At 58.0% G+C, this 20,217-nt stretch carries 17 protein-coding genes; 15 read left to right on the forward strand and 2 right to left on the reverse strand.

Annotated elements, in window-relative coordinates:
• Positions 1–568: 568 nt before the first annotated feature.
• Complete coding sequence (gene gltA, locus AAEZ09_RS26435; RefSeq protein ID WP_003222994.1) at positions 569–1,858, reverse strand: citrate synthase; 1,290 nt, start codon at positions 1,856–1,858, stop codon at positions 569–571.
• A gap of 362 nt (positions 1,859–2,220) precedes the next feature.
• Between gltA and sdhC the strand changes: the two genes are divergently transcribed.
• The 12 genes from sdhC (at position 2,221) to AAEZ09_RS26495 (ending at position 16,714) form a co-directional block, all read left to right on the forward strand.
• A complete protein-coding gene (gene sdhC / locus AAEZ09_RS26440; RefSeq protein WP_045057755.1) occupies positions 2,221–2,595 on the forward strand; it encodes a succinate dehydrogenase, cytochrome b556 subunit in 375 nt (124 codons plus the stop codon).
• Entirely contained in the window at positions 2,589–2,957 is a 369-nt protein-coding gene (gene sdhD, locus AAEZ09_RS26445) for a succinate dehydrogenase, hydrophobic membrane anchor protein (RefSeq protein ID WP_045057756.1), read from the forward strand. The genes sdhC and sdhD overlap by 7 nt, the downstream gene beginning before the upstream one ends.
• 3 nt (positions 2,958–2,960) lie before the next feature.
• Positions 2,961–4,733, forward strand: coding sequence for a succinate dehydrogenase flavoprotein subunit (gene sdhA, locus AAEZ09_RS26450; protein WP_045057757.1), 1,773 nt, complete (start codon positions 2,961–2,963; stop codon positions 4,731–4,733).
• An 11-nt stretch (positions 4,734–4,744) separates the two neighbouring features.
• A complete protein-coding gene (locus AAEZ09_RS26455) occupies positions 4,745–5,449 on the forward strand; it encodes a succinate dehydrogenase iron-sulfur subunit (RefSeq protein WP_045057758.1) in 705 nt (234 codons plus the stop codon).
• A 265-nt stretch (positions 5,450–5,714) separates the two neighbouring features.
• Entirely contained in the window at positions 5,715–8,546 is a 2,832-nt protein-coding gene (locus AAEZ09_RS26460; RefSeq protein ID WP_350601373.1) for a 2-oxoglutarate dehydrogenase E1 component, read from the forward strand.
• A gap of 42 nt (positions 8,547–8,588) precedes the next feature.
• Complete coding sequence (gene odhB / locus AAEZ09_RS26465; RefSeq protein WP_205893842.1) at positions 8,589–9,815, forward strand: 2-oxoglutarate dehydrogenase complex dihydrolipoyllysine-residue succinyltransferase; 1,227 nt, start codon at positions 8,589–8,591, stop codon at positions 9,813–9,815.
• Positions 9,816–9,913: 98 nt separating this feature from the next.
• Positions 9,914–11,350, forward strand: a complete 1,437-nt coding sequence (lpdA, locus tag AAEZ09_RS26470) for a dihydrolipoyl dehydrogenase (protein WP_045057761.1) — start codon at positions 9,914–9,916, stop codon at positions 11,348–11,350.
• 199 nt (positions 11,351–11,549) lie between these two features.
• Complete coding sequence (gene sucC, locus AAEZ09_RS26475; protein ID WP_045057762.1) at positions 11,550–12,716, forward strand: ADP-forming succinate--CoA ligase subunit beta; 1,167 nt, start codon at positions 11,550–11,552, stop codon at positions 12,714–12,716.
• Positions 12,716–13,597, forward strand: coding sequence for a succinate--CoA ligase subunit alpha (sucD, locus tag AAEZ09_RS26480; protein WP_010166265.1), 882 nt, complete (start codon positions 12,716–12,718; stop codon positions 13,595–13,597). The genes sucC and sucD overlap by 1 nt, the downstream gene beginning before the upstream one ends.
• A 388-nt stretch (positions 13,598–13,985) precedes the next feature.
• Positions 13,986–15,299, forward strand: coding sequence for a branched-chain amino acid transport system II carrier protein (brnQ, locus tag AAEZ09_RS26485; RefSeq protein WP_205893843.1), 1,314 nt, complete (start codon positions 13,986–13,988; stop codon positions 15,297–15,299).
• 276 nt (positions 15,300–15,575) lie between these two features.
• Positions 15,576–16,313, forward strand: a complete 738-nt coding sequence (locus tag AAEZ09_RS26490) for a DUF599 domain-containing protein (RefSeq protein WP_045057764.1) — start codon at positions 15,576–15,578, stop codon at positions 16,311–16,313.
• Positions 16,313–16,714 (forward strand): MAPEG family protein, encoded by a 402-nt coding sequence (locus tag AAEZ09_RS26495; protein ID WP_045057765.1) that lies wholly within the window; start codon positions 16,313–16,315, stop codon positions 16,712–16,714. Before AAEZ09_RS26490 ends, AAEZ09_RS26495 begins: the two co-directional genes overlap by 1 nt.
• A 77-nt stretch (positions 16,715–16,791) precedes the next feature.
• On the opposite strand, the gene AAEZ09_RS26500 is transcribed toward AAEZ09_RS26495, so the two are convergent.
• On the reverse strand, positions 16,792–17,028 hold the full coding sequence (locus AAEZ09_RS26500) for a hypothetical protein (protein WP_045057766.1): 237 nt from the start codon (positions 17,026–17,028) through the stop codon (positions 16,792–16,794).
• Between the two features lie 157 nt (positions 17,029–17,185).
• Here AAEZ09_RS26500 and AAEZ09_RS26505 point away from each other — a divergent pair, with 157 nt between their 5' ends.
• The 3 genes from AAEZ09_RS26505 (at position 17,186) to htpG (ending at position 20,097) form a co-directional block, all read left to right on the forward strand.
• The gene (locus AAEZ09_RS26505) at positions 17,186–17,662 is read left to right on the forward strand and encodes a PaaI family thioesterase (protein ID WP_350601375.1); all 477 of its coding nucleotides are present in this window, start codon (positions 17,186–17,188) and stop codon (positions 17,660–17,662) included.
• Positions 17,659–18,111, forward strand: a complete 453-nt coding sequence (locus AAEZ09_RS26510; protein WP_045060547.1) for a PaaI family thioesterase — start codon at positions 17,659–17,661, stop codon at positions 18,109–18,111. Before AAEZ09_RS26505 ends, AAEZ09_RS26510 begins: the two co-directional genes overlap by 4 nt.
• A gap of 81 nt (positions 18,112–18,192) precedes the next feature.
• Positions 18,193–20,097, forward strand: coding sequence for a molecular chaperone HtpG (gene htpG, locus AAEZ09_RS26515; RefSeq protein WP_045060594.1), 1,905 nt, complete (start codon positions 18,193–18,195; stop codon positions 20,095–20,097).
• The last annotated feature ends 120 nt before the right edge of the window (positions 20,098–20,217 follow it).

A 20,217-nucleotide genomic window follows, 5' to 3' on the forward strand; every position in this document is an offset into this window, starting at 1 on the left:
TCGAGAGACCGGGGCATTTTTGTTCCTGTCCAAAATGTGTGTTGTCAGGTTCGGCCTCATCGCCAGCAGGCTGGCTCCCACATTGGAATGTGTACTTCCTGTGGGAGCCAGCCTGCTGGCGACAGCGGTGGTTCAGTCATTGCCTAAAACCAAGGCTGGCTCCCACATTGGAGTGTGAGCTTCCTGTGGGAGCCAGCCTGCTGGCGACAGCGGTGGTTCAGTCATTGCCTAAAACCAAGGCTGGCTCCCACATTGGAGTATGAGCTTCCTGTGGGAGCCAGCCTGCTGGCGATAGCGGTGGTTCAGTCATTGCCTAAAGCCCGGGCTGGCTCCCACATTGGAATGTGTGCTTCCTGTGGGAGCCAGCCTGCTGGCGATAGTGGTGGTTCAGACATTGCCTAAAGCCCAGGCTGGCTCCCACATTGGAATGTGTGCTTCCTGTGGGAGCCAGCCTGCTGGCGATAGCGGTGGTTCAGTCATTGCGTAAAGCCCAGGCAAACAAAAACGGCCTCTATTCACATAGAGGCCGTTCCCGGTGCAGCGTCAAGACGTTATCGCAAGACAGGTCTTATTTACGATCTTCCAGCTTGGTAATGTCACGCGACTCGTAGCCGGTGTACAACTGGCGCGGGCGGCCGATCTTGTACGGGCTGGAGAGCATTTCTTTCCAGTGGGAGATCCAGCCGACGGTCCGCGCCAGGGCGAAGATCACGGTGAACATGCTGGTTGGAATGCCGATCGCCTTGAGGATGATGCCCGAGTAGAAGTCGACGTTCGGGTACAGCGAGCGCTCGATGAAGTACGGATCGGTCAGGGCGATCTCTTCCAGGCGCATGGCCAGTTCGAGTTGCGGATCGTTGTTGATGCCCAGCTCTTTCAATACTTCGTCGCAGGTCTGCTTCATCACTGTGGCGCGTGGGTCGCGGTTCTTGTAGACCCGGTGACCGAAGCCCATCAGTTTGAACGGATCGTTCTTGTCCTTGGCCTTGGCAATGAACTTGTCGATGTTCGACACATCGCCAATCTCGTCGAGCATGGTCAGGACAGCCTCGTTCGCGCCGCCGTGGGCAGGGCCCCACAGTGCAGCGATGCCGGCGGCGATACAGGCGAACGGGTTGGCACCCGAAGAGCCGGCCAGGCGTACGGTGGAGGTCGATGCGTTCTGCTCGTGGTCGGCATGGAGGATGAAGATCCGGTCCATGGCCTTGGCGAGTACCGGGCTGATCGGTTTGATCTCGCACGGGGTGTTGAACATCATGTGCAGGAAGTTTTCCGCGTACGTCAGGTCGTTGCGCGGGTACATCATGGGTTGACCCATGGAGTACTTGTAAACCATCGCTGCCAGGGTCGGCATCTTGGCAACCAGGCGGATCGCGGAGATTTCGCGATGCTGCGGGTTATTGATGTCCAGGGAGTCGTGATAGAAGGCCGAGAGGGCGCCAACTACACCGCACATGACGGCCATCGGGTGGGCGTCGCGACGGAAACCGTTGAAAAAGGTCTTCAGCTGCTCATGAACCATGGTGTGGTTCTTGACGGTGCTGACGAACTGGGCTTTCTGTTCTGCAGTCGGCAATTCGCCGTTGAGTAGCAGATAGCAGGTTTCCAGGTAGTCCGATTTTTCAGCGAGCTGTTCGATCGGGTAGCCGCGGTGCAACAAAATGCCGTTGTCGCCGTCGATATAGGTAATCTTCGACTCGCACGAGGCGGTCGACATGAAACCAGGGTCAAAGGTGAAACGGCCCGTGGCCGTGAGGCCCCGAACGTCGATAACATCGGGACCAACGGTGCCGGTTAAAATGGGCAGCTCGACGGGGGCTGCGCCCTCGATGATCAACTGCGCTTTTTTGTCAGCCATGTGGCCTCCTATTTATGCTTGAAATCATCAGACAGACCCCCCACGCAGGGCCCGCACCACTATAGTGAGATAAATTCGAATGTCAATTTGCCTAAAGTCTTGCTCCAGAAGGCTTTAACCGGACTTTTTCCTCGAAATTGTCTGCCGTTTACGCCTTTTATCCAACTTGTGCAATGCGCTATTAGGGGAAGGTGAACGCGTTGTCATTAGTAGCCTAACTGTCTATACTCGGCCACCGACCTCCAGGGGCTTTTGGGCCTGCTTTATTGGGGGTCGCATCCCTGGGTGGTGGTTACCTGACCAGTGCACTCCCCAACAACTTTGCCCTGATTGTTAGGGGCTCTTCAGTGTGAAAAAAAGCCGTGAAAAGCCAACGACCTGTAAACCTAGACCTAAGGACCATCAAACTCCCCATCACCGGCGTTACGTCGTTCCTGCACCGTGTTTCCGGCATCATCCTCTTCCTGGGCCTTGGCTTCATGCTTTATGCATTGGGCAAATCCCTGGGCTCCGAGGAAGGTTTTGCCGAGGTGAAGGCAACCTTGACCAGCCCGCTGGCCAAGTTCGTAGCATGGGGTCTCCTGTCCGCTCTGCTTTATCACCTGGTAGCCGGCGTGCGCCACTTGATCATGGATATGGGCATCGGTGAGACGCTGGAAGGCGGCCGCCTGGGCTCGAAAATTATCATCGCGGTTTCCGTGGTGTTGATCGTTCTGGCAGGAGTTTGGATATGGTAACCAGCGTTACGAACCTTTCGCGTTCTGGCCTCTACGACTGGATGGCACAACGAGTGTCTGCGGTCGTTCTCGCGGCTTATTTCATTTTCCTGATCGGATACCTCGCAGCGAATCCGGGCATTGGCTACGAGCAGTGGCATGGCCTGTTCGCCCACAACGGGATGCGTATCTTCAGTCTGCTGGCCCTCGTTGCCCTGGGTGCTCACGCCTGGGTCGGCATGTGGACCATCGCGACCGACTACCTGACGCCGATGGCGCTGGGCAAGTCCGCGACTGCAGTACGTTTCCTTTTCCAGGCAGTATGCGGCGTTGCGATGTTCGCTTACTTCGTCTGGGGTGTGCAGATTCTCTGGGGTATCTGATCCATGGCTAACATTCCAACGATTTCATTCGACGCCATCATTATTGGTGGTGGCGGTGCCGGCATGCGCGCGGCGCTGCAACTGGCCCAGGGCGGTCACAAGACTGCCGTGATCACCAAGGTGTTCCCGACCCGTTCGCACACCGTTTCGGCCCAGGGTGGCATCACTTGCGCCATCGCTTCTGCCGATCCAAACGATGACTGGCGCTGGCACATGTACGATACCGTCAAGGGTTCCGACTACATCGGTGACCAGGACGCTATCGAATACATGTGTCAGGAAGGCCCGGCCGCGGTGTTCGAGCTGGACCACATGGGTCTGCCGTTCTCCCGTACCGAGCAAGGCCGTATCTACCAGCGTCCATTCGGCGGTCAGTCGAAGGATTACGGTAAAGGCGGGCAGGCTGCCCGTACGTGCGCCGCTTCCGACCGTACCGGTCACGCGCTGCTGCACACGCTTTATCAGGGCAACCTGAAAGCCGGCACCACGTTCCTGAACGAGTACTACGCGGTTGACCTGGTTAAAAACCAGGACGGCGCATTCGTCGGCGTGATTGCCATCTGCATCGAAACCGGCGAAACCAGCTACATCCGTGCCAAGGCTACCGTCCTGGCGACCGGTGGTGCCGGTCGTATCTACGCCTCCACCACCAATGCCCTGATCAACACCGGTGACGGCGTCGGCATGGCCCTGCGTGCTGGCGTTCCGGTACAAGACATCGAAATGTGGCAGTTCCACCCGACCGGCATCGCCGGCGCCGGTGTACTGGTTACCGAAGGTTGCCGTGGTGAAGGTGGATACCTGATCAACAAGCACGGCGAGCGTTTCATGGAGCGTTATGCTCCGAACGCGAAAGACCTTGCCGGTCGTGACGTGGTTGCCCGTTCGATGGTTAAAGAAATCATCGCCGGCAACGGTTGCGGTCCGAATGGCGACCACGTGATGCTCAAACTCGACCACCTGGGCGAGGAAGTGCTGCACAGCCGTCTGCCAGGCATCTGCGAACTGTCGAAGACTTTCGCGCACGTTGATCCGGTTGTCGCCCCGGTTCCGGTTGTTCCGACTTGCCACTATATGATGGGCGGTGTTCCGACCAACATTCATGGTCAGGCGATCACCCAGAACGCTGAAGGCGTGGACGAGATCATTCATGGCCTGTTCGCTGTAGGCGAAGTGGCTTGCGTATCGGTTCACGGTGCCAACCGCCTGGGCGGTAACTCGTTGCTCGACCTGGTGGTATTCGGTCGCGCGGCCGGCCTGCACCTGGAAAAGGCGCTGACCGACGGCATCGAATACGATGACGCCACCGACGCCGATATCGAAGCAGCCCTGTCGCGTCTGTCCGCCCTGAACGAGCGTACCGATGGCGAAGACGTGGCAACCCTGCGTCGCGAGCTGCAAAGCTGCATGCAGAACTACTTCGGTGTATTCCGTACTGGCGAATACATGCAGAAGGGGATTGCCCAGCTGGCCGACCTGCGTACACGCATCGCCAACGTCAAGATCAACGACAAGTCGCAGGCGTTCAATACTGCGCGGATCGAAGCGCTGGAGTTGCAGAACCTGCTGGAAGTGGCCGAAGCCACTGCAATCGCTGCTGAAGTGCGTAAAGAGTCCCGCGGTGCTCACGCCCGTGAAGATTTCGAAGATCGCGACGACGAAAACTGGCTGTGCCACACCCTGTACTTCCCGGGTGACAAGCGCGTAACCAAGCGTGCCGTGAACTTCTCGCCGAAAACTGTTCCGACTTTTGAACCTAAGATTCGGACTTATTAAGGGTGGCTGCCATGTTGAAAGTCAGCGTTTATCGTTACAACCCTGATCAGGACGCCGCGCCGTTCATGCAGGAATTCCAGGTCGATACCGGTGGTAAAGACCTGATGGTGCTGGACGTGCTGGCCCTGATCAAAGAGCAGGACGAGGGTTTCTCCTATCGTCGCTCTTGCCGTGAAGGTGTTTGCGGTTCCGACGGCATGAACATCAACGGCAAAAACGGCCTGGCGTGCGTTACGCCATTGTCCGCTGTCGTAAAAGGTAACAAGTTGGTTGTTCGTCCGCTGCCAGGTTTGCCGGTTATCCGTGACCTGGTCGTCGATATGAGCATCTTCTACAAGCAATACGAGAAGGTTAAGCCTTACCTGCAGAACGACACGCCGGCTCCGGCCATCGAGCGTCTGCAGTCCCCTGAAGAGCGTGAAAAGCTCGACGGTCTGTACGAGTGCATCCTGTGCGCCTGCTGCTCGACCTCTTGCCCGTCCTTCTGGTGGAACCCGGACAAGTTCCTGGGTCCAGCTGCTTTGCTGCAAGCGTACCGCTTCCTGGCAGACAGCCGTGACACCAAGACGTCCGAGCGTCTGGCTTCGCTGGATGACCCGTTCAGCGTATTCCGCTGCCGCGGGATCATGAACTGCGTCAACGTATGTCCCAAAGGCCTGAACCCGACTAAGGCCATCGGTCACATCCGTAACATGCTGCTGCAAAGCGGCGTGTGATTCAGATGCTGTTGTAAGCGCAGTACCGCTGTACCCGTAGATGCTACGGCGCAGGCTTCAACCGGCGCCGTAGTTTTAACCTGAGCAGCAGCTCAAAAAGCTGCAGCTCTTATTTTGAAGAAATGAGACAAGCAGGGGCATCCGGGCTGGTACCCGGACTATCAGCGTGATCCTAGGTGGCTTGTTTTAGTCGCTGCATTCGGACTTCTGCAAGCGTGCTCGGTGTCGACGCCGGTGGTGTTCCCCTAACCGAGGGTGACCAAGCATGCAAGAAAGCGTGATGCAGCGCATGTGGAACAGCGCCTACCTATCCGGTAGTAACGCTGCCTATGTGGAAGAGCTCTACGAGCTCTACCTGCACGACCCTAACGCTGTGCCAGAAGAGTGGCGCACCTACTTCCAGAAGTTGCCTGCTGATGGCAACACTGCCACCGATGTTTCGCACTCCACGATTCGCGATCATTTCGTCTTGCTGGCAAAGAACCAGCGCCGCGCCCAACCGGTTTCCGCCGGCAGCGTGAGCAGTGAGCACGAGAAGAAGCAAGTTGAAGTGCTGCGATTGATCCAGGCCTACCGTATGCGTGGCCACCAGGCAGCCCAGCTTGACCCGCTGGGGCTGTGGCAGCGTCCTGCACCTGCAGACCTGTCGATCAATCATTACGGCTTGACCAATGCCGATCTTGATACGACCTTCCGTGCCGGCGACCTGTTCATCGGCAAAGAGGAGGCGAGCCTACGCGAAATTCACGAAGCGTTGCAGCAGACATATTGCCGCACCATCGGCGCTGAATTCACGCACATCACCGATTCCGAGCAGCGCCAGTGGTTCCAGCAACGTCTGGAAAGCGTACGCGGCCGTCCGACTTACTCCGCCGACATCAAGAGCCACCTGCTCGAGCGTGTCACTGCCGGCGAAGGCCTGGAAAAATACCTGGGTACCAAATACCCGGGTACCAAGCGTTTCGGCCTGGAAGGCGGCGAGAGCCTGATTCCGATGCTCGACGAGCTGATCCAGCGTTCCGGTTCCTACGGCACCAAGGAAATCGTTATCGGCATGGCCCACCGTGGCCGTCTGAACGTGCTGGTCAACACCTTCGGCAAGAACCCGCGCGAGCTGTTCGACGAGTTCGAAGGCAAGAAGAAGGTCGAGCTGGGTTCCGGTGACGTTAAATATCACCAGGGCTTCTCGTCCAACGTCATGACCACCGGCGGTGAAGTTCACCTGGCCATGGCATTCAACCCGTCCCACCTGGAAATCGTATCTCCAGTGGTCGAGGGTTCGGTGCGCGCCCGTCAGGATCGTCGTAACGACCCTACCGGCGAGAAAGTGCTGCCGATCTCCATCCACGGTGACGCGGCATTCGCCGGTCAGGGCGTGGTGATGGAAACCTTCCAGATGTCGCAGACCCGCGGTTTCAAGACCGGCGGTACCGTGCACATCGTGATCAACAACCAGGTTGGTTTCACCATCAGCAACCCGCTGGACTCGCGCTCCACCGAGTACGCCACCGACGTTGCGAAAATGATCCAGGCGCCGATCCTCCATGTGAATGGCGATGATCCGGAAGCCGTGTTGTTCGTGACCCAGCTGGCGATCGACTACCGCATGCAGTTCAAGCGTGACGTAGTGATCGACCTGGTCTGCTACCGTCGTCGCGGCCACAACGAGGCCGACGAGCCTAGCGGCACCCAGCCGATCATGTATCAGCAGATCACCAAGCAGCGCACCACCCGTGAGCTGTACGCTGATCGCCTGACCCAGGGCGGTGTGCTCGACGCAGAGCGTGTTCAGGCGAAAGTCGACGAATACCGCAACGCGCTGGACAACGGCCTGCATGTTGTTAAAAGCCTGGTCAAAGAGCCGAACAAAGAGTTGTTCGTGGACTGGCGTCCGTATCTGGGCCACGCCTGGACCGCGCGTCACGACACTCGTTTCGACCTCAAGACCTTGCAAGAACTGTCTGCCAAGCTGCTGGAAATTCCGGAAGGCTTTGTGGTTCAGCGCCAGGTTTCGAAGATCTACGAAGACCGTCAGAAAATGCAAGCCGGCGGCCTGCCGATCAACTGGGGTTACGCCGAAACCATGGCGTACGCGACCCTGGCGTTCGAAGGTCACCCGATTCGCATGACGGGTCAGGACATCGGTCGCGGTACGTTCTCGCACCGTCACGCTGTGCTGCACAACCAGAAAGACGCGGGCACCTACATCCCGCTGCAGAACCTGTACAAGGGCCAGCCTCGTTTCGACCTGTACGATTCGTTCCTGTCCGAAGAAGCCGTACTGGCGTTCGAATACGGTTACTCGACCACCACGCCTGAGGCGCTGGTGATCTGGGAAGCCCAGTTCGGCGACTTCGCCAACGGTGCCCAGGTGGTTATCGACCAGTTCATCACCAGTGGCGAGCACAAGTGGGGCCGTCTCTGCGGTCTGACCATGTTGCTGCCGCACGGTTATGAAGGTCAGGGTCCGGAGCACTCCTCGGCTCGTCTGGAGCGTTACCTGCAGCTGTGCGCCGAGCACAACATCCAGGTTGCGGTACCGACCACGCCGGCCCAGATCTACCACTTGCTGCGTCGCCAGGTGATCCGTCCGCTGCGCAAGCCGCTGATCGTGCTGACTCCAAAGTCGTTGCTGCGTCACAAACTGGCCGTATCGACCCTGGAAGATCTGGCCGAAGGTTCGTTCCAGACCGTTATCCCGGAAATCGATGTACTGGACCCGTCCAAGGTCGAGCGCATTGTTCTGTGTAGCGGCAAGGTCTACTACGACCTGCTGGAAAAACGCCGTGCCGAAGGTCGTGACGACATCGCCGTCGTGCGCATCGAGCAGTTGTACCCATTCCCTGAGGACGACTTGAACGAAGTCCTGGCTCCGTACACCAACCTCAAACATATCGTTTGGTGTCAGGAAGAGCCGATGAACCAGGGTGCCTGGTACTGCAGCCAGCACCACATGCGCCGCATCGTTGGCAATCACAACAAGGCACTCGTACTCGAGTACGCCGGTCGTGATGCTTCCGCTGCACCTGCTTGTGGTTATGCATCGATGCACGCCGAGCAGCAGGAAAAACTGCTGCAAGCCGCCTTTACTGTTTAACGCCTTCGCGCACCTGAAACCGAATTTAAGGACCCACAGATAATGGCTATCGAAATCAAAGCCCCCACTTTCCCGGAATCGGTTGCCGATGGCACCGTTGCCACCTGGCACAAACAACCGGGCGACGCTGTAAAGCGTGATGACCTGATCGTCGACATCGAAACCGACAAGGTTGTGCTGGAAGTGTTGGCTACTGCCGACGGCGTGCTGGGCGCAATCGTCAAGAACGAAGGCGAAACCGTTCTGTCCGACGAAGTACTGGGCTCGATCGAAGCAGGTGGCGCCGCTGCCGCTCCAGCGGCTGCCGCTGCTGCTCCAGCCGCTGCCCAAGCCGCTGCTGCTCCTGCTGCCGAAGGCGAAGATGATCCTGTTGCTGCACCGGCTGCTCGCAAGCTGGCTGAAGAGAACGGCATCAACATCGCCTCCGTTGCCGGCACCGGCAAAGGCGGTCGTGTGACCAAGGAAGACGTGGTGGCTGCTGTTGCCGCCAAGAAATCCGCTCCGGCTGCCGCGCCTGCCAAGGCTGCAGCTCCTGCTGCCGCTGCGCCAGTGTTCGCCGCTGGCGACCGCATCGAGAAACGCGTACCGATGACCCGCGTTCGCGCTACCGTGGCCAAGCGCCTGGTTGAAGCGCAGTCCAACATGGCGATGCTGACCACTTTCAACGAAGTCGACATGACTGAAGTCATGGCCCTGCGTTCGAAGTACAAGGACCTGTTCGAGAAGAGCCACAACGGCGTACGCCTGGGCTTCATGTCGTTCTTCGTCAAGGCTGCCACCGAAGCGCTGAAACGCTTCCCGGCTGTCAACGCGTCGATCGACGGTGCTGATATCGTCTACCACGGCTATGCCGACGTTGGTGTAGCGGTTTCCAGCGATCGCGGCCTGGTGGTTCCGGTTCTGCGTAACGCCGAACTGATGAGCCTGGCTGAAATCGAAGGCGGCATCGCCACCTTCGGCAAGAAGGCGCGTGACGGCAAATTGTCCATGGACGAAATGACCGGCGGCACTTTCACCATCACCAACGGTGGTACCTTCGGTTCGATGATGTCGACCCCGATCGTCAACCCGCCGCAAGCGGCCATCCTGGGCATGCACAACATTCTGCAGCGTCCTATGGCGATCAACGGTCAGGTCGTTATCCGTCCGATGATGTACCTGGCTCTGTCCTACGATCACCGCCTGATCGATGGCAAAGAAGCTGTGACCTTCCTGGTTACCATCAAGAACCTGCTGGAAGACCCGGCTCGTTTGCTGCTGGATATCTGATAGAAGCAGCCACAGGTCTCAAGCCACGCGCTGCATGGATATGCAGCCTGGCTTGAGGCTTGTGGCTTCAAGCTTGTTGCCAAAAGAGGATTTTTTGAATGTCGCAGAAATTTGACGTAGTAGTGATCGGTGCGGGCCCTGGCGGCTACGTGGCTGCCATCAAGGCAGCGCAGCTGGGTCTTTCGACTGCCTGCATCGAGAAATACACCGACAAGGAAGGCAAACTGGCTCTGGGCGGTACTTGCCTGAACGTCGGCTGCATTCCATCCAAGGCGCTGCTGGACAGCTCCTGGAAGTACAAGGAAGCCAAAGAAGGCTTCGCGATCCACGGTATCAATCACGCTGGCGTGACCATGGACGTGGCAGCAATGGTTGGCCGTAAAGCCAACATCGTCAAAGGCCTGACCTCTGGCGTTGCCACCCTGTTCAAGGCCAACGGTGTGACTTCCCTGCAAGGCCACGGCAAACTGCTGGCCGGCAAGAAAGTCGAGCTGACCAAGCCTGACGGCACCGTGGAAATCATCGAAGCCGAGAACGTGATCCTGGCATCCGGCTCGCGTCCTATCGACATTCCACCGGCTCCGGTTGACCAGAACGTGATCGTCGATTCGACTGGCGCGCTGGAATTCCAATCGGTTCCAAAACGTCTGGGCGTTATCGGCGCTGGCGTGATCGGTCTGGAACTGGGTTCGGTCTGGTCGCGTCTGGGTTCCGAAGTCGTGGTTCTGGAAGCACTGGAGAAGTTCCTGCCAGCGGCTGACGAAGCCGTTTCCAAGGAAGCCTTCAAGACCCTGACCAAACAAGGTCTGGACATCAAGCTGGGCGCTCGCGTCACCGGTTCGAAAGTGAACGGCGACGAAGTCGTGGTGAACTACACCGATGCCAATGGCGAACAGAACATCACCTTCGACAAGCTGATCGTTGCCGTTGGTCGCCGTCCAGTGACCACCGAGCTGCTGGCAGCTGACAGCGGTGTGAACATCGACGAACGTGGTTTCGTTTTCGTTGACGACCAGTGCGCCACCAGCGTACCGGGCGTTTACGCAATCGGCGACGTGGTTCGCGGCATGATGCTGGCGCACAAGGCGTCCGAAGAAGGCATCATGGTGGTTGAGCGCATCAAGGGCCACAAAGCCCAAATCAACTATGACCTGATCCCGTCTGTTATTTATACTCACCCGGAAATCGCGTGGGTTGGCAAAACCGAGCAGGTCTTGAAGGCTGAAGGCGTTGAAGTTAACGTCGGCACCTTCCCGTTTGCAGCCTCTGGCCGTGCCATGGCAGCCAACGATACCGGTGGTTTCGTCAAGGTCATCGCCGACGCCAAGACTGACCGCGTGTTGGGCGTCCATGTGATTGGCCCGAGCGCTGCAGAACTGGTTCAACAAGGCGCGATCGGTATGGAATTCGGCACCAGCGCTGAAGACCTGGGCATGATGGTTTTCTCCCATCCGACCCTGTCCGAAGCCTTGCACGAAGCAGCCCTGGCAGTGAATGGCGGCGCCATCCACATTGCCAACCGCAAGAAGCGTTAAGACAAGACAATAAGAAACCACGACGGAAGGCCCGTCGTGAGCCTTGCGTGCAAGACTCACCGCGGAATGTCCGCCGGACGCAGCCTTGCGTAGTCTCACCGGTTATCCGGAACGTCTACGCAAGCAGCAGTCACAGGTGGTGCGGCACTGAACAAGTGCAGCACCGAATGCGCAGTACCTAACGAAGACGGTAATAAGCATGAATCTTCACGAGTATCAGGGTAAGCAGCTGTTCGCTGAGTACGGCCTGCCAGTATCCCAGGGTTTCGCCGTAGACACCCCGGAAGCAGCAGCAGAAGCGTGCGACAAGATCGGCGGGACCGAATGGGTTGTCAAAGCCCAGGTTCACGCAGGTGGTCGCGGTAAAGCGGGCGGCGTAAAGCTGGTTCGCAGCAAGGAAGACGCCAAAGCATTCGCTCAACAGTGGTTGGGCAAGCGTCTGGTGACTTACCAGACTGATGCCAACGGTCAGCCAGTCACCAAGATCCTGGTTGAATCGTGCACTGACATCGCCAAAGAGCTGTACCTGGGCGCTGTTGTTGACCGTTCGAGCCGTCGCATCGTGTTCATGGCTTCCACCGAAGGTGGCGTGGACATCGAGAAAATCGCTCACGATACTCCTGAGAAAATCCTCAAGGCCACTATCGATCCACTGGTTGGCGCTCAGCCATTCCAGGGTCGTGAGCTGGCTTTCCAGCTGGGTCTGGAAGGCAAGCAAGTTGCCCAGTTCGCCAAGATCTTCGTTGGTCTGGCCAAACTGTTCCAGGATCACGATCTGGCCCTGCTGGAAGTGAACCCGCTGGTGATCAAGGCTGACGGCGATCTGCATTGCCTCGACGCGAAGATCAACATCGACGCCAACGCCATGTACCGTCAGCCTAAGCTGAAGACTTTCCACGATCCGTCGCAAGACGATCCGCGCGAAGCGCACGCTGCCAAGTTCGAACTGAACTACGTAGCGCTGGAAGGCAACATCGGTTGCATGGTCAACGGTGCTGGCCTGGCCATGGGTACCATGGACATCGTCAACCTGCATGGCGGCAAACCAGCCAACTTCCTCGACGTGGGCGGCGGTGCTACCAAAGAACGCGTTACCGAAGCGTTCAAGATCATCCTGTCCGACACTAACGTCGCTGCAGTACTGGTCAACATCTTCGGCGGCATCGTTCGTTGCGACATGATTGCCGAAGGCATCATCGGTGCAGTGAAAGAAGTCGGCGTGAAAATCCCGGTTGTTGTTCGCCTTGAAGGCAACAACGCTGAGCTGGGCGCTAAAGTACTGGCAGAAAGCGGTTTGAACATCATCGCTGCTACCAGCCTGACCGACGCTGCTCAACAAGTCGTTAAAGCTGCGGAGGGCAAATAATGAGCGTCCTGATCAATAAAGACACCAAAGTTATCTGCCAGGGTATTACCGGTTCGCAAGGTAGTTTCCACACCCAGCAAGCCATCGAATACGGCACCAAGATGGTTGGTGGCGTAACTCCGGGCAAAGGCGGCACCGAGCACCTGGGTCTGCCAGTGTTCAACACCGTGAAAGATGCTGTAGCTGCCACTGGCGCTACCGCCAGCGTGATCTACGTTCCAGCTCCTTTCTGCAAGGACTCGATCCTGGAAGCTGCTTTCGGCGGCATCAAGCTGATCGTCTGCATCACCGAAGGCATTCCTACCCTGGACATGCTGGACGCTAAAGTTAAGTGCGACGAACTGGGTGTTACCCTGATCGGCCCTAACTGCCCAGGCGTGATCACTCCGGGCGAATGCAAGATCGGCATCATGCCAGGCCACATTCACTTGCCAGGCAAGGTCGGTATCGTTTCCCGTTCCGGCACCCTGACCTACGAAGCTGTGAAGCAGACTACTGACGCCGGTTTCGGTCAGTCGACTTGCGTCGGCATCGGTGGTGACCCGATCCCGGGTTCGAACTTCATCGACATCCTGAAGCTGTTCCAGGAAGACCCGAAGACCGAAGCGATCGTCATGATCGGTGAGATCGGCGGTTCGGCTGAAGAAGAAGCGGCTGCCTACATCAAGGCACACGTGACCAAGCCGGTTGTTTCCTACATCGCTGGTGTGACTGCCCCTGCGGGCAAGCGCATGGGCCATGCTGGCGCAATCATCTCTGGCGGCAAGGGCACTGCAGACGAGAAGTTTGCTGCCCTGGAAGACGCAGGCGTGAAAACCGTGCGTTCGCTGGCAGACATCGGCAAGGCTCTGTCCGAGCTGACCGGTTGGGCTGTCAAGTAAGCTTCGCGCTTAGCTGACGCTCTACAGACAAAGGCCACCTTCGGGTGGCCTTTGTCGTTTGTGAAGATCAAAGGATCGCAGCCTCGTTTCTCTCGGCAGCTCCTACAGTTGGAATGCAATCCCCTGTGAGCTGCCGAGAGAAACGAGGCTGCGATCTTTTGACTTTTACATACGCAAACGCGACATGGAAATGTCGTGTATCGGATAGTTCGCCCCCTAACAGTGCGTTTGCCGCACAAATTCGTTAGTCTAGCCGCCATTTTGCGTCCGCCGCCCACAAGGCAGCCATGCGCTTAACGGGTCAGTCCCATACGGATCGACAGCATTTCCCTCACCCACAAGGGAAATCCCTCTCTAAATTCCGATTCAGTAGTGTGGTATTTCCTTAATGAAAGTGTTGAAAGGCCAGGACATTCTGGCACTTGGTTTTATGACGTTTGCCCTGTTTGTCGGGGCTGGCAACATCATCTTCCCGCCTATCGTCGGTTTGCAGTCCGGGCCGCACGTCTGGATGGCGGCGTTGGGTTTCCTGATCACGGCGGTCGGCCTGCCGGTGATCACTGTGGTCGCGCTGGCCAAGGTCGGCGGCGCAATGGATGCCTTGAGCAGCCCGATCGGCAAAATTGCCGGTGGCCTGCTGGCCGCCGCGTGCTACCTCGCCGTGGGTCCGCTGTTCGCCACGCCGCGCACGGCCACCGTGTCGTTCGAAGTTGGCCTGGCGCCGTTGACCGGCGAAAGCCCGCTGGCGCTGTTCCTCTACAGCTCGGTGTACTTCCTGCTGGTGTTCTTCATCTCGCTGTATCCGGGGCGTCTGCTGGACACCGTGGGCCGCTTCCTCGCACCGCTGAAGATCATCGCCCTGGCGGCGCTCGGTATAGCGGCGTTCGCGCTGCCGGCCGGTGATATCGGCGTGGCCACCCCTGAGTACGTGGCGGCACCATTCTCCCAAGGCTTCATCAATGGTTACCTGACCATGGATACCCTGGGCGCACTGGTGTTTGGCATCGTCATCGTCAATGCCATTCGTTCCCGTGGTGTCGAGTCACCTGCCTTGATCACCCGCTATGCGATCATCGCCGGGCTCATTGCCGGTGTGGGCCTGGCGCTGGTGTATATCAGCCTGTTCCGCCTGGGCTCCGGCAGCCATGAAGTGGCCGCTGGCGCAACCAATGGCGCGGCGGTGTTGCACGCCTATGTCCAGCACACCTTCGGCTCCCTGGGCAGTGGTTTCCTGGCGGTGCTGATCTCGCTGGCCTGCCTGGTGACCGCGGTCGGCCTGACGTGTGCCTGCGCTGAATACTTCAGCCGCGTGTTGCCACTGTCCTACAAGACCCTGGTGATCATCCTTGCCGCGTTCTCGCTGCTGGTGTCCAACCTGGGCCTCACCAACCTCATCGCGTTCTCGATCCCGGTCCTGACCGCGATCTATCCTCCGTGCATCGCCTTGGTCGCACTGAGCTTCTGCAAGGACTTCTGGCATGAGCAGGGCCGCATCGTCGGTCCGGTGATGCTGGTGTCGTTCATTTTCGGCCTGATCGACGCCCTCAAGGGTGCGGGCCTGGCGGACTGGATGCCGACCCAACTGACCCATCTGCCACTGAGCGAGCAAGGCCTGGCCTGGCTGGTGCCGTCGGTGATGACCCTGGTGGTCGCGGTGGTGTGTGACCGCCTGTTGGGCAAGCGCGAAGAAGCACTGGCTTAACCTGCTTTTCCAGCCCGTCAAAAGCGGGCCTGGAGCCCGCATGGAAATGCCCCGTATTAATCGATACGGGGCATTTTTTTATGGGGAGATGCGGTGCCTTTTCTTCTGCGCTAACGTCGAAGCATTGCGAAACCCATTGCAGGAGCCAGCTTGCTGGCGAAGGTCGCGAACCATGGCGCGTGTTTTCCGGATAAACGCGTTGCTCTCAGGTTCTTCGCGAGCGAGCTCGTTCCTACAGCGGTATGGTGTTCCTGCCACTCCATCACAAGGACCCGCATGTCGTTCATCCAAGCCAATCTGATCCACCTTCTTGCCGCGCTCTGGTTCGTCATCTGCTGGGGCGGCTACACCCGATACGCCTCGTGGAAAGCCCGGGACACCGCCTGCCTGGCCAGTGTGCTGCACCTGTATCGGGAAGACTGGATGCGCCGCATGCTGCTGCGCGACAACCGTATCGCCGATGCCAGTGTGGTCGGCAACCTGGAACGCAACGCGTCGTTCTTTGCCTCGAGCACCCTGATCATCCTCGCGGGCATCCTGACCGTCCTCGGCGCGTCGGAGCGGGCGGTTTCGCTGCTGGCCGATATTCCCATGGTGCAACAGGCGTCACAGGGCATGTCCGAGATCAAATTACTGTGCCTGGCACTGGTGTTCGTCTATGCGTTCTTTACCTTCAGCTGGTGCATGCGCCAGTACAACTTCGCGGCGATCCTGATTGGCTCGGCACCAATGGTGGGAGAGCGTCACGTCTCCGAGCAGGAGCGCAAGGCTTTCGCCTCCCGGGCGGCACGAGTCATCTCCATGGCGGCCAACCAGTTCAACTTCGGCCTGCGTTCCTATTACTTTGGCATGACCATGCTGGCCTGGTTTGTCAGCCCCTGGCTGTTCATGTTGATGAGTGCCGGCGTGGTGCTGGTGCTCTATCGCCGGGAGTTTCATTCCGACGTTCTTGATGTGATGGTCTATACCCCTACAGAGGCACCGTTGCCTGACGCAAACAAGGAGGCTGTTTGATGAGTATTCCGTTCTGGTGCGTGTTTATCAGTGCGCTGTTGATATACGTGGCCCGTATGCCGGTGGCCAAGGCCATGAAAGAGCAGGGGGGCTACAATAATCACCTGCCACGCCAGCAACAGGCACAACTCACCGGGTTTGGTGCACGGGCATTGGCGGCGCATCAAAACAGCATCGAGGCCTTCATTCTTTTTGCGGTGGGTGTCTTGATGGCGCATACCACGCAAACCGCGGGATGGCTGATTGACTCGCTGGCGATCATCTTCGTGATTGCCCGCGTCATCTACCTGTTGTGCTACTGGGCAGACCTGGCCTGGCAGCGCAGCCTGGTGTGGATCGTCGGGTTAGTGTGTTCATTACTGTTGATGATTAGTCCGACTTTTAGAACGATTTTGCTCTAACTGCAGCTTGCGCCATAAATGACAAGCAAAAGAAAACCCGCACTTGGCGGGTTTTCTTTGGCAGGCTAAAAACTGTCTTAGTTTTTAGGCGCTGCTTCTTTTGCTGCTGCTTCGTTCGATTCGGCCTGAGCTTTGGCAGCTTCGGCGTTTTCTTTGGCCGCGTCGTTCACTTTATCCTGTGCTTTGTTCATGTCTTGCTGAGCTTGCTCAGCATGTTGGTTAGCATCTTGAGCTTTGTCCTCGGATTTTTTATCGCAAGCAGCGAGACCAAGGGAAGCGGTCAACATCAAGGCAATAGCTAAAGTCTTTTGCATGGGGTGTTTCTCCTTATGGAAAGTATCTACTGGCCTTTCGAGCATGGCCGTCAGCGTTAAGTTCCTCCTATCACACAGATATATAAGAATATTCTTACAGGAACTTTTGGCGACAGTGCTTGATGCGATTCTTTAACATTTGGAAGGATTTTGATAAATGGCTGAAAACCCCGTTTTTGAGCGCGCGACGCGGTTTCTTTCGGCGTTGAGACACTGTCACGTACTTGGGCTGAGCGTCCACAGCGCCAGCCAGGAGGGGCTCACCGTCATCCTGCCCTATAGCGCCCAAATCGTTGGCAATCCGCAGACCGGCGTCATCCATGGCGGTGCCCTGACCACGCTGATGGACACCGCTTGCGGCATGTCCACCCTCTGTGTCCTGCCCGAATTCGAAGTCTGTCCCACACTCGACCTGCGCATCGACTACATGCACGCGGCTGAACCGCATAAGGACGTGTACGGTTTCGCGCAATGCTACCGCGTGACCACCGACGTGATCTTCGCCCGCGGTTTCGCTTACCAGGACGATCCCGGGCAACCCATAGCCCATGTGGTGGGCACCTTCATGCGCATGGGCAAGGTGATCAAGGGCAGCAAAGGCACAGGCGCCGCTGGGGCTGGAGGTGCAAAATGAATGACGCCTTCAAGACGCAACTGCAGCAGGCTCATGAGCAGGGCGACTATGCCTCGCTGTTGCACCTGATTCCCTACGCCAAGCTGATCGGTGTCGAATGCTCGCGAGTGGGGGATGAGTTGCTGTTTCGCTTGCCGGCGAACAAGGACAACATTGGTAACCCTTTATTGCCGGCGATCCATGGGGGAGTGATTGCCGGGTTCATGGAGTTGTCTGCAGCGCTGCACCTGCTGGTGTTTACCGGTTCGCCGGGCGTGCCGAAGATCATCGACTTTTCCCTGGATTACCTGCGGGCCGGGCAGTTTCGTGATACCTGGGCCAGATGCCAGGTGTGCCGCCAGGGGCGGCGTGTTGCCAACGTGGCCATTACCGCCTGGCAAAGCACCCAACATGAACCGATTGCCACGGCGCGAGCGCATTTCAAAATCGATGAGCCCTTGAAATCCTGATCCATGCCCCCAACTCTGATGACAACCCGCCGCCGACCCTGAAGGTCGCGGCCACTGCCATCTGATTGGAGTTTGATGACCATGAGTGTGGAAACTCAAAAGGAAACCCTGGGCTTCCAGACCGAGGTGAAGCAGCTGCTGCACCTCATGATCCATTCGCTGTATTCCAACAAGGAAATCTTCCTTCGCGAATTGATCTCGAACGCCTCTGACGCTGTCGACAAATTACGTTTCGAAGCCCTGGCCAAGCCCGAGCTGCTGGAAGGTGGCGCGGAACTTAAAATCCGCGTGAGCTTCGATAAAGACGCCAAAACCGTCACCCTCGAAGACAACGGCATTGGCATGAATCGCGAAGACGCGATCACCCACCTGGGCACCATCGCCAAGTCCGGCACTGCCGACTTCATGAAACACCTGTCGGGCGACCAGAAGAAAGACTCGCACCTGATCGGTCAGTTCGGCGTCGGTTTCTACTCTGCATTCATCGTCGCCGACAAAGTCGACGTGTACAGCCGTCGTGCCGGCGATGCTGCCAGCGAAGGCGTGCACTGGTCGTCCAAGGGCGAAGGCGACTTCGAAGTGGCGACTATCGAGAAAGCCGAGCGCGGCACCCGCATCGTGCTGCACCTGAAATCCGGTGAAGACGAATTCGCTGATGGCTGGCGCCTGCGCAACATCGTCAAGAAGTACTCCGATCACATTGCCTTGCCGATCGAACTGCCAAAAGAAGTCACGGCAGCAGAAGGCGAAGAACAGCCGGCCGTTGAATGGGAAACCGTCAACCGCGCCAGTGCCCTGTGGACCCGCCCGCGCAATGACGTGAAGGAAGAGGAATACCAGGAGTTCTACAAGCACATCGCCCACGATTTCGAAAACCCGCTGAGCTGGAGCCACAACAAGGTCGAAGGCAAGCTGGAATACAGCTCGCTGCTCTACGTACCGGCCCGTGCCCCGTTTGACCTGTACCAGCGCGAAGCGCCGAAAGGCCTGAAGCTTTACGTGCAGCGCGTGTTCGTCATGGATCAGGCCGAATCGTTCCTGCCGCTGTACCTGCGTTTCATCAAAGGCGTGGTCGATTCCAATGACCTGTCGCTGAACGTCTCGCGGGAAATCCTGCAGAAAGACCCGATCATCGACTCGATGAAATCGGCGCTGACCAAGCGCGTCCTCGACATGCTGGAAAAACTGGCGAAGAACGAGCCTGAGCAATACAAAGGCTTCTGGAAGAACTTCGGTCAGGTCATGAAAGAAGGCCCGGCAGAAGATTTCGCCAACAAGGAAAAAATCGCCGGCCTGCTGCGTTTCGCCTCCACACAGGGCGAAGAAGGCGAGCAGGTCGTGTCGCTGGCCGAATACCTGGCTCGCGCCAAGGAAGGTCAGGACAAGATCTATTACCTGACCGGCGAGACCTATGCCCAGGTCAAGAACAGCCCGCACCTGGAAGTCTTCCGCAAGAAAGGCATCGAAGTGCTGCTGCTGACTGACCGTATCGACGAGTGGCTGATGAGCTACCTCAGCGATTTCGACGGCAAGACCTTTGTTGACGTGGCACGCGGTGACCTGGACCTGGGCAACCTGGACTCGGAGGAGGACAAGAAAGCCGCTGAAGAAGTTGCCAAGTCCAAAGAAGGGCTGGTTGAGCGTCTGAAAACTGCGCTGGGCGATTCCGTTGCCGAAGTGCGGGTTTCCCACCGCCTGACCGACTCGCCGGCGATCCTGGCCATCGGCGAACAGGACCTGGGCCTGCAGATGCGCCAGATCCTTGAAGCCAGTGGGCAGAAGGTGCCGGATTCGAAGCCGATTTTCGAATTCAACCCGGCTCACCCGTTGATCGAGAAACTCGACAGCGAGCAGAGCGACGAGCGCTTCGGCGACCTGTCGCACATCCTGTTCGATCAGGCGGCCCTGGCGGCCGGCGACAGCTTGAAGGACCCGGCGGCGTATGTGCGTCGTCTCAACAAGCTGTTGGTTGAGTTGTCGGTTTAACCGAGCTGCAATAAAAAACCCGCTTCGGCGGGTTTTTTTATATGTGCGCCAGGCATGGCGCGTTGCGCGCAAGCGCAACCAGCTTGGCTGTGGTGGCCTCGCTGGTGACTTGGAGGTGAA

This window comes from Pseudomonas sp. 65/3-MNA-CIBAN-0223, assembly GCF_040310425.1.
Classification (GTDB): Bacteria; Pseudomonadota; Gammaproteobacteria; order Pseudomonadales; family Pseudomonadaceae; genus Aquipseudomonas; species Aquipseudomonas gregormendelii.

Excerpts from the sequence above, each read along its gene's own strand:
- htpG (WP_045060594.1), top strand. The coding sequence starts at position 18,193 with ATGAGTGTGGAAACTCAAAAGGAAACCCTGGGCTTCCAGACCGAGGTG.
- odhB (WP_205893842.1), top strand. The coding sequence starts at position 8,589 with ATGGCTATCGAAATCAAAGCCCCCACTTTCCCGGAATCGGTTGCCGAT.
- AAEZ09_RS26495 (WP_045057765.1), top strand. The coding sequence starts at position 16,313 with ATGAGTATTCCGTTCTGGTGCGTGTTTATCAGTGCGCTGTTGATATAC.
- lpdA (WP_045057761.1), top strand. The coding sequence starts at position 9,914 with ATGTCGCAGAAATTTGACGTAGTAGTGATCGGTGCGGGCCCTGGCGGC.
- AAEZ09_RS26455 (WP_045057758.1), top strand. The coding sequence starts at position 4,745 with ATGTTGAAAGTCAGCGTTTATCGTTACAACCCTGATCAGGACGCCGCG.
- gltA (WP_003222994.1), bottom strand. The coding sequence starts at position 1,858 with ATGGCTGACAAAAAAGCGCAGTTGATCATCGAGGGCGCAGCCCCCGTC.
- AAEZ09_RS26500 (WP_045057766.1), bottom strand. The coding sequence starts at position 17,028 with ATGCAAAAGACTTTAGCTATTGCCTTGATGTTGACCGCTTCCCTTGGT.
- AAEZ09_RS26505 (WP_350601375.1), top strand. The coding sequence starts at position 17,186 with ATGGCTGAAAACCCCGTTTTTGAGCGCGCGACGCGGTTTCTTTCGGCG.
- sucD (WP_010166265.1), top strand. The coding sequence starts at position 12,716 with ATGAGCGTCCTGATCAATAAAGACACCAAAGTTATCTGCCAGGGTATT.
- sdhA (WP_045057757.1), top strand. The coding sequence starts at position 2,961 with ATGGCTAACATTCCAACGATTTCATTCGACGCCATCATTATTGGTGGT.
- sdhD (WP_045057756.1), top strand. The coding sequence starts at position 2,589 with ATGGTAACCAGCGTTACGAACCTTTCGCGTTCTGGCCTCTACGACTGG.
- AAEZ09_RS26510 (WP_045060547.1), top strand. The coding sequence starts at position 17,659 with ATGAATGACGCCTTCAAGACGCAACTGCAGCAGGCTCATGAGCAGGGC.
- brnQ (WP_205893843.1), top strand. The coding sequence starts at position 13,986 with ATGAAAGTGTTGAAAGGCCAGGACATTCTGGCACTTGGTTTTATGACG.
- AAEZ09_RS26460 (WP_350601373.1), top strand. The coding sequence starts at position 5,715 with ATGCAAGAAAGCGTGATGCAGCGCATGTGGAACAGCGCCTACCTATCC.
- AAEZ09_RS26490 (WP_045057764.1), top strand. The coding sequence starts at position 15,576 with ATGTCGTTCATCCAAGCCAATCTGATCCACCTTCTTGCCGCGCTCTGG.
- sucC (WP_045057762.1), top strand. The coding sequence starts at position 11,550 with ATGAATCTTCACGAGTATCAGGGTAAGCAGCTGTTCGCTGAGTACGGC.